Consider the following 14,152-nt stretch of genomic DNA (forward strand, 5'->3'; position numbering starts at 1 on the left):
ATGTCGGCTCACACGCTGGCCCCTCAGTAGGGCTTGTCGCCCTTCACCACGCCGAAGCCGGACGCCTCCGCGAAGACGCCGTTCACCGTCGTGCCTCCATTGTGGATGCTGGGGAACATGGGCTGCATGCTCTGGGGGAACCCGAAGGTCGGCTTCGTGAGCGCGTCGAGGCGGCCGAGCTGCTCCGCCGTCAGCTTCACCTCGAGGGCGCCGACGTTGTCCTCCAGCTGCGACAGCCGCCGCGCTCCGATGATGGTGGAACTCACGCCCGGCTGTGCCTGCACCCAGGCCAGCGCCACGCGCGCCACGGTGCTCCCATGCTCGCGGGCGATGGCCGCGAGCGCGTCGATGAGGGCGTAGGTCTTCTCGTTCAGGTACGGGTCCAGGAAGGCGCCTCGGTCGCCCTTCTGCTGTCCGGCGTTCGCTCGGGTGTACTTGCCGCTGAGCGCGCCGCTCTTGAGCGGGGACCACGGGGTGATGCCGAGCCCGAGTTCGAGCGCCATGGGCACCAGCTCCTGCTCGACGCTGCGCTCCAGCAGGGAGTATTCAATCTGCAACCCGATGAAGGAAGACCAGCCCCGGAAGTGCGCCATCACGTTGGCCTGGGCAATCTTCCACGCGGGCGTGTCCGAGACGCCGAGGTATCGGACCTTGCCAGCCCGGACCAGGTCCTCGAGCGCGGCCATCGTCTCCTCGATGGGCGTGTGGATGTCCCAGTTGTGCAGCCAGTAGAGGTCGATGTAGTCGGTCTGCAGCCGGCGCAGCGAGTTCTCGCACGCCGAGATGATGGACTTGCGGCCCGAGCCACCGCCGTTCGGGTCCCCCGGGTAGAGGTTGCCGCTGAACTTCGTCGCGATGACGAGCCTGTCCCGTCGCGCCGGGTGGCGCCCGACGTGGTCGCCGATGATCTTCTCGGAGTGGCTCTTCGTGTAGAAGTTCGCGGTGTCGATGAAGTTGCCGCCGAGCTCGATGTACCGGTCAATGATGTGCTGGGATTCCTCGACGCTCGTCCCCCAGCCGAGGTCTTCACCGAAAGTCATGGCACCGAGGCACAGCGGGCTCACGCGCAGGCCTGAGCGGCCGAGCGTCACGTAGTGGTTGAGAGGCATGGACGGCTCCAGGGGCGTGCTACATTGTAGGGACGACGAATTAGTTCAAGATGGAATTGGATTAATGCTGAACCAATTTCCTCGCAAGGTGCCATGGCGAAAATCGACGCGGCGAGAATCTGGTCGCTCAACCACCGGCTGTTGATGGCGGTGATTTCCAGTGTCGCCTCCGACATCACCGCACTGGGGCTCGAGACGAAGGAGCTGTTCGTGCTCGCGGAGGTGGACGCCCACCCCTATCCGGCCGAACTGGCGGCATCCCTCTGCATCCCCAAGCCGTCGGTGACGCTGTACGTGAAGCGGCTCGAGGCCGCGGGCTTCCTGCGCCGTGAAATTGACACCGAGGACCTGCGGCGGCACCGGCTGCAGCTCACCCCGGCTGGCCGCAAGGTGATGCAGCAGGGCACCGCGCTGCTTTCCGAGGCGTTCGGCGAGAAGCTCGGGCGGCTGAGCGCCGCACAGCAGGCGGAGTTGCGAGCCCTCCTGGAGAAGATGAGCTGACCGGCCAGGGGTGCGGGCCGAGGTCCGTCAGGCAAGCGCCCCTCGAAGGGGCGGAATTCGTGCGCGGGGATGTCGAATTCGCGCGGCCCATTCCGACCTCGAATTGAAAGCGGATTCGAGGTCGGAGGTTCTGCGCATGCGAGCGAAGGCGTCGGTCGAGGCGGATGTGTCCCAGGTGGCGGTGAGAAATGACTCGGGTGTCACGGGGACGGGGCGGCCCGCCCGTCGCGTCGCCCGGAGCGTGGGTGCGGTGCTCGCGGGGCTGCTCGTGAATGCCCTGCTCTCCACGGGGACGGATGCGGTGCTGCATGCCACGGGCATCTATCCCCCGGTGGGGCAGCCCATGTCGGATGCGCTCTTCGGGTTGGCGACGGCGTACCGCGTCGTCTTCGGTATCCTCGGGTTCTACGTGACGGCGAGGCTCGCGCCGGACAGGCCAATGCGCCACGTGTTGTGGCTCGGTGTCGTGGGGCTGGCCTTGAGCACCCTGGGCGCCGTGGCGACGTGGGGCAAAGGTCCCGAGTTCGGCCCCACCTGGTATCCGCTGCTGCTCATCGCCACGGTGATGCCGTGCGCCTGGGTGGGCGGACGGCTGGGGGAGGCCCGGCTTTCAGCCGCGAGGCGGGCTTGAACGAGGGTGCCCGGTCCCGCGAGCCGCGCTCGCGAGGAGGAGTGCTCCCGCGGAGGCCGAGAACACCGAGTAGTCCAGCGGCGACTTGAGTCCCTGGGAGACGGCCATGGCCGTGCCGAACATCGCCAGGAGCAGGGCGCTGCCGAGGGCCACCCGGCGTGGCCAGAGCCCGAGGACCAACGCGGTGCCCAGGAACAGCTCGGCGGCGGTCGCGGACCAGGCGAGGAATGGAATGGTCGACGCGGGCATGAACGCGTTGACCTCGGCCGTGTAGCGAATGAAGTTGTCGAACCTCGCCAGACCGAGGTTCCCCGTCCATACGCCGAAGCGGCTGGCGACCGCCGACAGGAACGCGGCCCCGAGCGCGAGCCGCGCGTAGAGGACTCCCACCCGCTCAAGACTCGGGATGGGTGTTCCATGGGCCGCCACCGGGGCCGCGCTCCCTTCCTCGCGGATGCGGTCGGTGGCGACGGCGGGGGCTGAGATGGAGGGTTCGCGAGTCATGAGGTCTCCCGGTCCTGGTGAGCTGCCGGGGAGATTCTCGCGTCGCTGGCCACCTGGAAGGGCCAGTTCCGACGGAAGTCACTGGGCCAAACTTCCGACGGACACACGCGGAGGTGCCCTGGCGTCCAGGGCACCTCCGGTCCTTGCTGTCAGTGGAAGAACTCGACCGGGCTGGTGGAGTTCTGCGGCTGCCGCGAGGCGCGAGTCACGATGTCAGCGCTGTTGTTGTCCGTGTCCTGCCCGTTGCCGCGCGTGGCGTGCGCGCCGCCCACGGCCATGACGGCGGTGGTGGAGGAGACGACGGCCTTTCGCTCCAGGCTTCCACCGGAGGCAGGGTGCGAGGGCGCGGCGGTGCCCTCGGGGGCGTTCCCGGTGCCGTAGCCCAGCCGGTCCACGTCGATGTAGACCGTCCCCGACAGGCGCTGGAGGCGGATGTGACCGCCCCCGGTCGTGGACGAAGACGAATCGATGTTGTGGGTCGTGTCCGCGGTGACCGCCCCTGCGTAGGCCGTGCCGCCCAGCAGGAAGTAGCCGTGGGCCGGTATGCTCTTGCCAGCGGGGATGGTGTACGCCGTGCCGTAGTTGGTGCCGGTGGCGGACTTGTAGCTGAGCTGCCAGCCGGACAGGTCCACCGCCGCGCTCGTCGGGTTGTAGAGCTCCACGAATTCATCGCGCGCGTTCGCGGTCGTTCCTCCGCTGAACTCGCTGATGACGACGTGGTCCGTCTGCGGCCCCGCGAGCACCGTCACGGAGCCGTAGGTGCCGGCGGGGGGCACGGCCACGCCGTTCTGGTCGCAGTACGTCCACGGCGCGCCCGCGTCCGTGAACCGGTAGCGGAAGCCGTAACGGTACGTGCCTGGGGTGGAGATGCTCAGCGCGGCCTTCACCTCATCGTTGTTGGACCCGGGCGGGTTGTAGCTTGCGTTGAAGTCCGCCGACGTCCACGTCCAGCCCGCGGGGTCGGTCGCATCCGTGCCATGGCCAAGCTGCGCCTCGATGCGCGGGTAGATGTCGTTGCCCGTCTGGTTCCTCGTCGTGACATCGAAGCTGTAGAACTGGCTGTAGATGTCGTACGGGTCGAAGGCGAGGATGTTCGCCGGGTAGGTGCCATCCCCGGTCGGGAACGTCTTCGGGTACTGGATGGCGCAGTAGTTCACCGGCTTCTCGACGTTCATCCCGCACTCGTCGTTGGCCCCGTGAGGGGTGCCCCGGTCGCCGCCCTCGAGGACGCCGGTCGAGTCACACCAGTACCAGGGCTTGGAAGCCGCCGCCGTGCCCACGATGCTGGCCGCGAGGCTCATCGCGCGGCCGACCGTCTGCGGGAACGCATTCGTGTACTGGAGGCTGGCCACCGGGGTGCCTTCCTGCGTGAAGGTGATGGACCCGGTGTTGTCCAGGTGCACGTTCGTGCCGTACGCGTGGTTCGCGAACACGCCGCCGTTCGTCCCGAAGTTCGCGTTCTGCGCGAGCACCACCCTCGCACCCGGGTCGACCACCAGCGCGTGTCCGTGGTTCATCGTGAAGGTCGTGGCCGTGCCCACGCCGTTCATGAAGCTCACCGACAGGCCATTCAGGTCCAACAGCTTGGTGCTGGTGTTGGTCAGCTCCACGTACTCCGTGGTGCCCGTGGACGGGGAGTGCATCACCTCCGAAATGGCCAGCTCCCCCTCGCCCGGATGCGGTGCATTGGCGCACGCGCCCGCATGGCAGACGGCGTCCGCGCCAGGGCAGGACTGCAGCTCCAACTCACCGAGCTCGCAGGTCGGCTGGCCTGAGACGATGACGCACATCGACGGGAACACCTCCAGGGACGTGCCGTCCTCCGCGCAGGTCGGGGCCGGCGGCGTGCAGACGTAGTCATCACAGGGATTGGTGGTGCTGGCGCTCGCGGTGGCCAGGGCACTGCCGTTGCCCGCGCCGTCGAACGTCTTCAGGGCGAAGAAGTACGTCGTTCCCACCTCCAGGCCGGAGACAGTGAAGGACTCCGACGTGCCCGGGGCCTGGGGAGCGCTCACCCCCGTCACCACCGTGGCGGCTTCGAAAGAGGCCTCGGTGATGGCCGCCGTGGCGTACCGGAGGTCGTACCGCGTCGCGGTGCCCAGGTCGCCGTCATCGCCAGGGGCCGCCCAGTCCAGGCGGATGCTGGTACCCGAAAGCACATGGGTCGCGAAGCCAGTCGCCACGGCAGGCGCAACCGCGTCGGAGATGAGCAGGTCCGCGGAAGAGGAGGGCGGCAGGCTGCCCGCGTTGGCCTCGAACCGATACGTGCCCTCGTCGACCACGATGAGGCCGGCGAAGGTCGCCACGCCGTCCACCGGGGTGCGGGTGGGCGAACCCTGGGTGAAGCTTCCGCCTGTGAGCGACAACGTCACGTCGGTCGCGGCGTCGGTCACGGTGTTTCCGTACGCATCCCGCAGCGCCACCTGCACGTCCGCCAGCGCCTGTCGCACCGAGCCCGTCGTGGGCGCGGAGACGAACGCCAGGGCGTCGATTGCGGCCGGAACGATGGACCAGGTGTGCGTGCCTCTCAGTGTCGCGGTCACCACGTCCTCCGCGATGACCTCCTGGTCACCGGCGGTGCGCGGCTCCACGCTGAACACGTGCCGCCCCGCGTCCGCCAGGGTGAACGTGTAGGCGCCGGGAAGCACCGCCTGCGCATCCGAGGACGAGAACGTCACCGTGGAGGCGTAGCCCGTCGCGACGTTGCCGTAGGTGTCGCGCGCCACCAATTCGTAGCTCTGCGTCTGGCCCGCGACGAACGGCCCCGCGCCCGCGATGACCTCGAAGGACGCGGCGGCGATGGAGCGCACCTCGGCGTCCACCGTGGCGGAGAGGTCCGAGGTGACGGTGTCCGTCGCGGTGAGGGACTGCGTCCCCGCCGTCTTGAACACCAGTCCGGTGAGGAACTTCTGGCCCTGGTCCGCCGAGGTGAAGGTCGCATCCGGAGGCAGCTCCGCCTGCGCGTCCGAGGACGTGAAGTGCACCGTGCCGGCGTAGTCCCGCGCGAGGTTGCCGAAGGAGTCCGTCAGCGACACGCCCGCTTCGAGCGCCTGGCCCGCATCCACCGGCGCCGAGAATTGCCACAGCACCAGCTTCGACACCGGCCCCGCGCGCACGGTGAAGGAATGGCTCTGCTGACTGATGGCTCCCGCCGTGGCGGTGAACGTGAAGGCATCCGCCGTGTCCACGCGCAGCCCCTGGAAGGTGGCTACGCCGTTGATGGCCGACACCGTCGCCGCCGGGAAGGAGGCCTGACCCGTCAACGTCAGCGTCACCGCGGAGGTGGCCGTGGTGACGACGTCACCGCGTGCATCCTGGAGCGCCACGCGCACGTCCGCGAGCGTCGTGCCCGCCGTGCCGTCCGCGGGCTGCGTCACGAACGCCAACTGCGTCACCTCTGGATGGGCCGTGGACACCGTCAGGCTGTCCGAGCGCACGGTGTTGCCCTGCTTGTCCGTCACCTTCAGCGCCACATGGTACGTGGTGCCCGTCGCGAGCCCCGACAGCGTCACGGTCTGCACGGTGCCGGGAGGCACCGGACTTCCGCTGGCCACCAGCGTGCCGGCCTGGAAGGCCGCGTCAGAATCGATGGGAGACGTGGCGTAGCGCAGCTCCTGCGCCGTCAGCGTCCCTTGGGTGCCGTCATCGCCCACGCCCGTCCACTGCACGGTGAGGCCCGTCTCCGTCGCCGCCGTCTGTGTCAGCACCGGCTTCGCGGGCGCCACGTCATCCACCACGGTGAGGTCCGCGCTGCTCGTGCCCTGCAGCCCGTCCGAGGTGGCGTTCAGGCGGGCGACTCCATGGCCCGCGATGCTGAGTGTCGTGAACGTCGCGACGCCGTCGACTGGAGTCACCTCCGTCGTGCCCGACAGCGTGAAGCCCGCCTGCGAGAGCGACAGGCTCACCGTCGGGGTGCTCACGCGGGCCGTGTTGCCGAAGGCGTCCTTCAAGGTGACTGCCACGGTGCCCAGGGATGCACGCGTCGACACGCGCGTGGGCTGCTGCGTGAAGGCGAGGAGCGCGGGAGGCCCGGCGGTCACGTTCACGTGCAAGGTGAACGAGATGGCGTTCGTGCCGTCGTCCAGCGTCAGCCGCTGGCTCCCGGCGGCCTTGAAGGTGATGCCCGTGAAGGTGAACTGCCCCGCGTCCGAGGGCGTGTACGCATGCGCGGCGGGAAGACTCGCCGCCGCGTCCGTGGACGTCAGCGTCACCGTGCCCGTGTAGTTCGTCACGGTGTTGAAGTACGCGTCCTGCACCGTCACCTGGAGAGCCTGCGCCACGCCCGCCACCGCCGACTCCATCTGCGTACTCAGCCCCACGGCCGCCGGAGCGCTGGGGCTCACCTTGAAGGAGGAACTCGTAGCCGGATCGAGCCCCGGAGCGTTCGCGGTGAACTGGTAGGTGTCGCCCGCCCGCTTCAGCACCACGTCCGGAAAGAGCGCCACGCCGTCCACCGCCGTCACCGTCAATTGGCCCTCCGGGAAGACGACACCCACGGAGGCCAGCGACAGCGTGACCTCTGCCGTGGCGTTGGAGACGGTGGCCCCGGTGGCGTCCTGGAGGACGACCTCCAGGCCAGCGAGAGGAACACCCGCCACGCCATCCGGAAGGGCCTGTCGGAACGCGAGGCGCGAGGCCGTGGGGGTGACCGCGACAAATTCCACCGTGGCGGTGGCGGTGAGCGGAACCGTCAGGCCTTTCGCGTCCTTGACCGACGCCCTCACCGTCTTCACGCCTGGAGCCGTCGATACCACCAGCGCACGCGCCGAGCCGTCGCTGCCCGTCTGCCCCGGAGGCACCGCGATGGAAGCTCCCTCGCCGTCCACCGTCACCGTCACGGCGCGCCCGGACATCCGCGCGCCGTCCTTGCCCACCACCGTCACCGTGACGGCGGCCTGGTCCGTGCCGTTGGCGAGCACACCCGTGGGCTTGTCCACCGCCACCGAGGAGGCTGCCGCGTCCACGGTGTCCTCCGCTACGGGAGGAGGTCGCGGCGCGCTCCCGGAGTCGTTACAGCCGAGCGACAGACCCAGACACAACACGCTCAACCCCAGACAGCGGGCGAGCCCTTCGAAACGTGGGGACATGGATGTCTCCGTCCAGCGGGCGGCCCCCGCGCGGCAGTGCCTGCGTTCGCGGGGTTGCACTGCTTTCTAGCAGACATCCCTCGTTGCCACGACAGCGGGGATGGAACATTGCGGTTCAACTGGAGTCCTGAAATTCCCCGTCTGTCTGGAGGAGCGGGGCGTGACCTGGGGTGTCGAGGGGGTGATGACGGACTCGCCTGGGTCGCGGGACATCGATGACACCGTGGGGCTCCTTTGTGTTCGGGCAGGTACCGTCAGGGCTGCCGGGCGGCTCGTGGCGCTGGCGTTCCGCCTCCGCGGGTCTGGGCGGATGGGGGCGACCTGACCGCTACTGTCTTTGTGTCGTGTGAGCCTCCACACTGGCGTGCTCCCACGCTGTCTTGAAAAGGCTCCTCTTGCATGAGTGCCTACACCCCCAGGATTCCGAAGGATCTGGCGACGATTCACGACGCCGCGCGGGGGCAAGGCCAGGGTGGCACGACAGTCCAATGTCTGGCGAACTCCTCGCATCCTGTGAGCCGGCTCAGCGCCATTCAGGACACCGCCACCCAGAGCCCTCGTGTTCAGCGGTTGGTGCAGATGAAGGCGCGGCTCCAGCATGGGGGCACCGCGCAGCGGAAGCCGGTTGAGGCAAACAGGACCGGCGTGTCGGATGAACTCAAGACTGGCATTGAGTCGCTCTCCGGCGTGAGCCTGGATGACGTACGCGTTCACTACAACTCCACCAGGCCGGCCCAGCTTCAGGCGCTTGCGTACACCCAGGGGGCGGACATCCATGTGGGACCGGGCCAGGAGCAGCACCTGCCTCATGAGGCCTGGCACGTGGTGCAGCAGAAGCAGGGCAGGGTGACTCCCACCCGGGACTTCAACGGCGCGCCGGTGAATGACTCGCCCGCGCTGGAGTCAGAGGCGCAGGTCATGGGCGACAGGGCCACCCTTCAGCCCATGATGGCGGGCTCGCTCCACGAACCTCCCGTGCAGCGGATGACCGGGACGCAGGGGGCCGCGCCAATCCAGTTGATGCGCGTGGTCCGTTGGATGGATGCTGGAAAAGAGAGTGATTACATCTCGAAGCTGGGGGCCCAGGACCCCGAGGCCTATGCCAGGCTTCATCGCGAACTGGTTGGTGGCGGGCGAGGGGGCATCCTGCAAGCGATCGACAGGCATGGGCAGGGAGTGCTGGGGGACGAAACGCCCTTTGTCTCCGTGGCTGTCAACCCCTACTCCCTTTCCTGGGGGACTGACGACTCGGAGAGTGGCGTGGGTGATATCCTGCAGGGCGCTCGCCATGATGTCTGGTTCGATGTGCCTGACGAGTACCTCTATCCTGGCTCGACCGAGCTGTCTCAAAGTGAGACGGAATTGCTCGTCCTCCTGCCTCCGGGTGTCAGCCTTGAACGCTACATCGCGACCCGTGCAACGCAGCGGGGCCGGGAGCCATTGATCAAGGGCAATCCGTGGAGGGGGATGACGACCGAGGAGCGGCGGGCCGAACTGCGGCGGTTGAACCCTGAGTTCACGAGATTGGCGGTTCGCGGCTCACGTGAAGGCGAGCCTGGCTCGTTCGTGATGCGGCAAGAGGTGGTCCCGGCCCCATGGGAGGCGCAAGCGGGGGGCAATGGAGCGCTCGACTTCGGCGGGTTGTCCAGGGGCATCCAGGAGCGAGTCATCGACCTCGCGGCCGAGAACTGGGCAGGGGGCGCGGCTGCTTTCAGGCAGGGACTGGCAGGGGGCCAGGCATGGGCGCGCGCGCATCTGGAGAGCACCCTGCGCGACAATGAGGCCGGAATCCGGAGGGCCATGTCGTAGCGGTGGACCATGCGGGCCCATGTGTGGGGCCCGCGCGGCACGCAGGGACTTCGCTAGTCGTCGCCGTAGTACGAGGCGGTCGCGGTGAGGGTGGCGGACCACTGGCCCGTCAAGTTGTCGTAGACGCGGATGCGCTGCGTCAGCGTGTCGTACTTGTTGATGACGGTCATGCAGCTATAGCCCGTGTCCTGGTAGTAGCCATGCCCGTAGCAGGAGTCGAGGAACTGGATGGTGTAGCGGCCACCCGTCTGGTCAATCCCGAGGACGCCCCAGGAGACAATCGTCGAGTACGCGCTGCCACTGGCGGAGCAGGCATATGCGGAAAGGTAATCCCAGTTTGGCGTGTCCACGAAGCAGGCCGGCATGGCACTGGAGACATTCAATCCCTGGGGTTCGGATGCGCGAGGCTCCTCGGCCAGCACTGCGGAGGACAGCGACATCGCGGCGGCAACAGCGACTCCAGCAAGCGAACGGTGCATGGACACCTCTCCTGTGAGTGGCGCGGGCATGGTAGTGATTGTGGCCTTGAATGACAATCGCCGGGCGCGTGGGACAAAGGCGCGCTCCAGGGGCGTGAATTGGACCCACGGCAACCACTTACCGTGGCTTTTCGCCCTTCGGGGGGAAGGTCCCCGGGCGGCTGGGGTCAGTGGGTGATGACCCGCTCCCCTTTTCCGTGCTCTTTTCGGGTCCTGCGTCCAAGGAGGTTACGTGCTTCAAATGCGTCCAGGCTGTGAGTACTGTGATCGCGACCTGCCACCCGACTCGACGGAGGCCCGCATCTGCACCTTCGAGTGCACGTTCTGCGTGAGCTGCGCGACGGAGCGACTGAAGGGCATCTGCCCCAACTGCGGCGGCGAACTCACGACGCGCCCGCGTCGGCCCGCCAGCAAGCTCGCGGCATACCCTCCGTCCACCCAGCGCGTGTTCAAACCGCAAGGGTGAGCTCAGCGAGAGGGAAAGCCGGTTGCTTCGAGTACGTCTCACCCCGCGCCGGGTACGGAAAAACCGGGGGACACCTCGTTGTCACAAGTCATTGTGACAAACGGAGTGGGCCTGGTTTCCCGGCCGAGGCACCGCGCGACGCCGCTCTGCTCGCGTCGTGGCATGTTCTTGAGAGAATCGTCGCTCAACCTTGACGTTTCCGTCGGGGAAGGAGGGTGCATCTTGCGCGGGTCTGGATGTCCAGCAACCCATGAAGGAGCCGGAACTCTCATGTATCCCCGAAGATTGGTGACGCTCCTCGCGGCGACGCTCGCCGCGTGCATCACGATTCCCGGTGCGGCCCCCGCCGGAGACGACGCGCTCGCGTTGCGCGCGGCCGAGGAATCCCGGTCGGAGCACGCGCCGCCGCGCCGACTCAACGTCCAGGTGGGCGCTCGTCCCTACTACCTGGTCGAGGACATGGATGAGAGCCCCCTGAAGCGCAGGCTCCAGCAGTGCTCGGAGTGGCCGTTCTCCCGGACGGAGTTCTCCATCGGCCATCGCGGCGCGCCGCTCCAGTTCCCGGAGCACACGAAGGAGTCCTACGAGGCCGCCGCGCGCATGGGCGCGGGCATCCTCGAGTGCGACGTCACCTTCACGAAGGACCGGCAGTTGGTGTGCCGGCATTCGCAGTGCGACCTGCACACCACGACGAACATCCTCGCCATTCCCGCGCTGGCGGCGAAGTGCACGCAGCCCTTCCAGCCGGCGGACCCCACCACCGGCAAGCCCGCCTCCGCGCTCTGCTGCACCAGCGACATCACGCTCGACGAGTTCAAGCAGCTGTGCGGGAAGATGGACGCCGCCAACCCCTCGGCGGCCACGGTGGCGCAGTACCTGGGTGGAACAGCTCCCTGGCGCACGGACCTCTATTCCGCGTGTGGCACGGTCCTGTCCCACAGGGAGAGCATCGAGCTCTTCAAGCGCCTGGGCACGAAGTTCACTCCGGAGCTGAAGGCCCCGAGTGTCCCCATGCCGTACCAGGGCACCTATACGCAGGCCGCCTACGCCCAGCAGATGCTGGATGAGTACAAGCAGGCCCGCGTCCACCCGAGCCAGGTGTGGCCGCAGTCCTTCAACCTCGACGACGTGAAGTACTGGATTCAGCGCGAGCCGCAGTTCGGCAGGCAGGCTGTCTACCTGGACGGGCGCTATGAGATTCCGGGCACGCGGTTTGATCCGAACGACCCGAGCACCTGGGTGCCCGGCATGGACGAGCTGGCGGCGTCGGGCGTGGAGGTCATCGCGCCGCCCATCTACGTGCTGCTCACGCTGGATGCGCAGGGGAGAATCATCCCGTCCGCGTACGCCAGGGCGGCGAGGGCCGCGGGTCTGGACATCATCGCCTGGTCCCTGGAGCGTGACGGCCCGCTGGCGAAAGGCGGCGGCTTCTATTTCCAGTCCGTCAAGCAGGCGATCAACAACGACGGCGACATGCTCGTCGCGGTGGACGTGCTCGCCCGGCACGTGGGTGTCATCGGCATCTTCAGCGACTGGCCGGGCACGGTGACGTACTACGCCAACTGCATGGGTTTGTAGACCGGGTTCAGGACGTTCAAGGAGGATTCTGTATGCGATTGGACCGTCGTGACTTCCTTTGTCTCTCCGCGCTGGGTGGCGGGGCGCTGGGCATGGGAGCTGGATTCTGGAAGGGGGCGTATGCCGCGCCCGCGCAGCCGGGGCCGAGCCCGTATGGGGCCATGTCCGGCTCGCCAGATGCCAATGGGGTGAGACTGCCGGCGGGGTTCTCGTCGCGCATCCTCGCGCGCTCGGGGCGGGCCGTGGCGAGCACGGGCTACACGTGGCATTCCGCGCCGGACGGGGGCGCCTGCTTCGCGCTCTCTGATGGCGGTTGGGTCTACACGTCCAACAGCGAGCTGTCCTCGGGGGGCGGCGCGAGCGCGCTGCGCTTCGAATATGTGCAATGACCTGGCGCGGCCAGTGAACTGGCGGATTGAAGTGTGTCGTTGCTCGGGGGCAGGGTGAGAGGGTCGGCGCCAGTTTGTCATCGTCCCCATGGACGGCAGGCGCGGAGGCGCTGCTGCTGGCTACGGCGCGGACGCGGAGGGTGAACGTGGAGCTGGCGCGGCAGGAGGAGTGGTTGACGTGGCAGGCCCGGACCTGAGTCCCGGCGCGCGTTTCTGTTCAGCAACCGACCTCAACTCATCGAAGCCTTCACTCCTCCTGTCGCTTCGACCCGCGCGCCTGTCGTCCCAGCGACCGCTTCTGGAAAAGGCCTTGATTCACCCGCGCGCGTGCGCTCCAAGCTTCACCACTTCACGAGCACACGCCGCGTGGGCGTGTCGTTGCGCAAGGTGGCGGGCTTCATGGTCTCGATTCGTTCCAGCGTTCTCTCCTGCATCGTCGTGCTCGGCGTCATCGCTGCTTGCGGGAAGGACTCCACTCCGCCTCCCGTCGAGCCACCCGACGCGTCCGTGCCGGAGCAGTGCGACGGCGGCGGAATCGTGCTGTGTGGCGGCTCCTGTGTGAACACCGGGGCCGACCCGGCGCACTGCGGTGGCTGCGGCAATGCCTGCGCGGCTGGCCAGGGCTGTGAGGAGGGCGTCTGCGTCCTGCGCTGTCAGATTGACGGCCAGCAGGTTGCGTCAGGGACGGTGAACGCGGCGAACGCGTGCGAACAGTGCGTACCTGAGACCTCCGCGACCGCGTGGACGCCACGGGCGGACGGGACGCAGTGCGGCGCGGGACAGGTCTGCTCGGCGGGCGCGTGCGGTCCGAAGTGCTTCATTGACGGCAGCCTCTACGACGAAGGCACACCAAACCCGGCGAACGCTTGCGAGGCGTGTCTGCCCACGACGTCGACGACGCAGTGGTCGGCGCGGGGGAGCATTCCCCTGCTGGTCGGCGGTGAAGACATCACTGCGCAAGGTTGGAGGGCGATCACCCAGGCGCCGAACACGCTCACGTACGGCGAGGACTACGTTCGCCTGGAGACGTCGACGAACAGCGGAGCGCGGACGAGCGGGCAGTTGCTCCTCACGCGGGCGAACGTGGTCGACGCAACGAAACCCTTCAAGCTCGTGGTGACGGCGCAAGTCGAGTCGGCGAGCCGCCACAACCAGCTCGACAGCGGCGCCGCCATCCTGGGGAGCTTCACGTCGCCGTTCGGCAACTCCGTGGACCGTTCGCAGATGATCTACCTCGACAGTGCGGCGATTGGCTGGGCGGATGACACTCAGTCCGCGGCGTTCCCGGTGATCAGCGGCGGGTATCATGTCTACGAACTGGCGGTGGATGCGGCGAAGGTGGCCACGGTGAGCATCGACGGCGTCGCGAAGCTCACGCGGAACAACTTCATGGCGGACGGGAACATCGCCATCGGCGACCAGACCAACGACCCGAACGTCGATGGCGTGATGCGCATCAAGTCCGTCGAACTGCTCTGCCCCTGAGGCTGGTGGGGGCCGCGACGCATGCGAGGGGTGGGGCCCGCTCGGTCCTGCCCGCGGAGCCTTCCATCCCAGCTGGAAGGCACGGGGTCGTCCTTGCCAGAGAGGTGCATCCCC

At 67.8% G+C, this 14,152-nt stretch carries 11 protein-coding genes; 7 read left to right on the forward strand and 4 right to left on the reverse strand.

Features of this window, described 5'->3' with window-relative positions:
* Positions 1-23: 23 nt before the first annotated feature.
* Positions 24-1,109 (reverse strand): aldo/keto reductase, encoded by a 1,086-nt coding sequence (locus HUA75_RS08055; protein ID WP_141641225.1) that lies wholly within the window; start codon positions 1,107-1,109, stop codon positions 24-26.
* A gap of 93 nt (positions 1,110-1,202) precedes the next feature.
* On the opposite strand from HUA75_RS08055, the gene HUA75_RS08060 reads away from it, so the two are divergent.
* Both HUA75_RS08060 and HUA75_RS08065 read left to right on the forward strand, forming a co-directional pair.
* Positions 1,203-1,610: a MarR family winged helix-turn-helix transcriptional regulator gene (locus tag HUA75_RS08060; protein ID WP_174455754.1), complete on the forward strand. Its 408-nt coding sequence runs from the start codon at positions 1,203-1,205 to the stop codon at positions 1,608-1,610.
* 136 nt (positions 1,611-1,746) lie between these two features.
* Complete coding sequence (locus HUA75_RS08065) at positions 1,747-2,241, forward strand: hypothetical protein (protein ID WP_246136995.1); 495 nt, start codon at positions 1,747-1,749, stop codon at positions 2,239-2,241.
* Here the strand turns inward: HUA75_RS08065 and HUA75_RS08070 are convergent.
* On the reverse strand, positions 2,221-2,745 hold the full coding sequence (locus HUA75_RS08070) for a DoxX family protein (RefSeq protein WP_141641224.1): 525 nt from the start codon (positions 2,743-2,745) through the stop codon (positions 2,221-2,223). The genes HUA75_RS08065 and HUA75_RS08070 overlap by 21 nt on opposite strands.
* A 149-nt stretch (positions 2,746-2,894) precedes the next feature.
* Entirely contained in the window at positions 2,895-7,832 is a 4,938-nt protein-coding gene (locus HUA75_RS08075; RefSeq protein ID WP_174486019.1) for a lamin tail domain-containing protein, read from the reverse strand.
* 399 nt (positions 7,833-8,231) lie between these two features.
* On the opposite strand from HUA75_RS08075, the gene HUA75_RS08080 reads away from it, so the two are divergent.
* Complete coding sequence (locus HUA75_RS08080; RefSeq protein WP_174486020.1) at positions 8,232-9,641, forward strand: DUF4157 domain-containing protein; 1,410 nt, start codon at positions 8,232-8,234, stop codon at positions 9,639-9,641.
* A gap of 53 nt (positions 9,642-9,694) precedes the next feature.
* On the opposite strand, the gene HUA75_RS08085 is transcribed toward HUA75_RS08080, so the two are convergent.
* Positions 9,695-10,120: a hypothetical protein gene (locus tag HUA75_RS08085; protein ID WP_174463510.1), complete on the reverse strand. Its 426-nt coding sequence runs from the start codon at positions 10,118-10,120 to the stop codon at positions 9,695-9,697.
* A 241-nt stretch (positions 10,121-10,361) separates the two neighbouring features.
* Here HUA75_RS08085 and HUA75_RS08090 point away from each other — a divergent pair, with 241 nt between their 5' ends.
* From HUA75_RS08090 to HUA75_RS08105, 4 genes are all read left to right on the forward strand, one after another.
* Positions 10,362-10,586, forward strand: coding sequence for a DUF1272 domain-containing protein (locus tag HUA75_RS08090; RefSeq protein WP_217446036.1), 225 nt, complete (start codon positions 10,362-10,364; stop codon positions 10,584-10,586).
* 270 nt (positions 10,587-10,856) lie between these two features.
* Positions 10,857-12,164: a glycerophosphodiester phosphodiesterase family protein gene (locus HUA75_RS08095; protein WP_174486022.1), complete on the forward strand. Its 1,308-nt coding sequence runs from the start codon at positions 10,857-10,859 to the stop codon at positions 12,162-12,164.
* Positions 12,165-12,196: 32 nt separating this feature from the next.
* Positions 12,197-12,553: a twin-arginine translocation signal domain-containing protein gene (locus tag HUA75_RS08100; RefSeq protein WP_174486023.1), complete on the forward strand. Its 357-nt coding sequence runs from the start codon at positions 12,197-12,199 to the stop codon at positions 12,551-12,553.
* 327 nt (positions 12,554-12,880) lie between these two features.
* Complete coding sequence (locus HUA75_RS08105) at positions 12,881-14,038, forward strand: hypothetical protein (protein WP_371746075.1); 1,158 nt, start codon at positions 12,881-12,883, stop codon at positions 14,036-14,038.
* Positions 14,039-14,152 lie beyond the last annotated feature (114 nt).

This window comes from Myxococcus sp. CA040A (genome assembly GCF_013336725.1).
Taxonomy (GTDB): Bacteria; Myxococcota; Myxococcia; order Myxococcales; family Myxococcaceae; genus Myxococcus; species Myxococcus llanfairpwllgwyngyllgogerychwyrndrobwllllantysiliogogogochensis.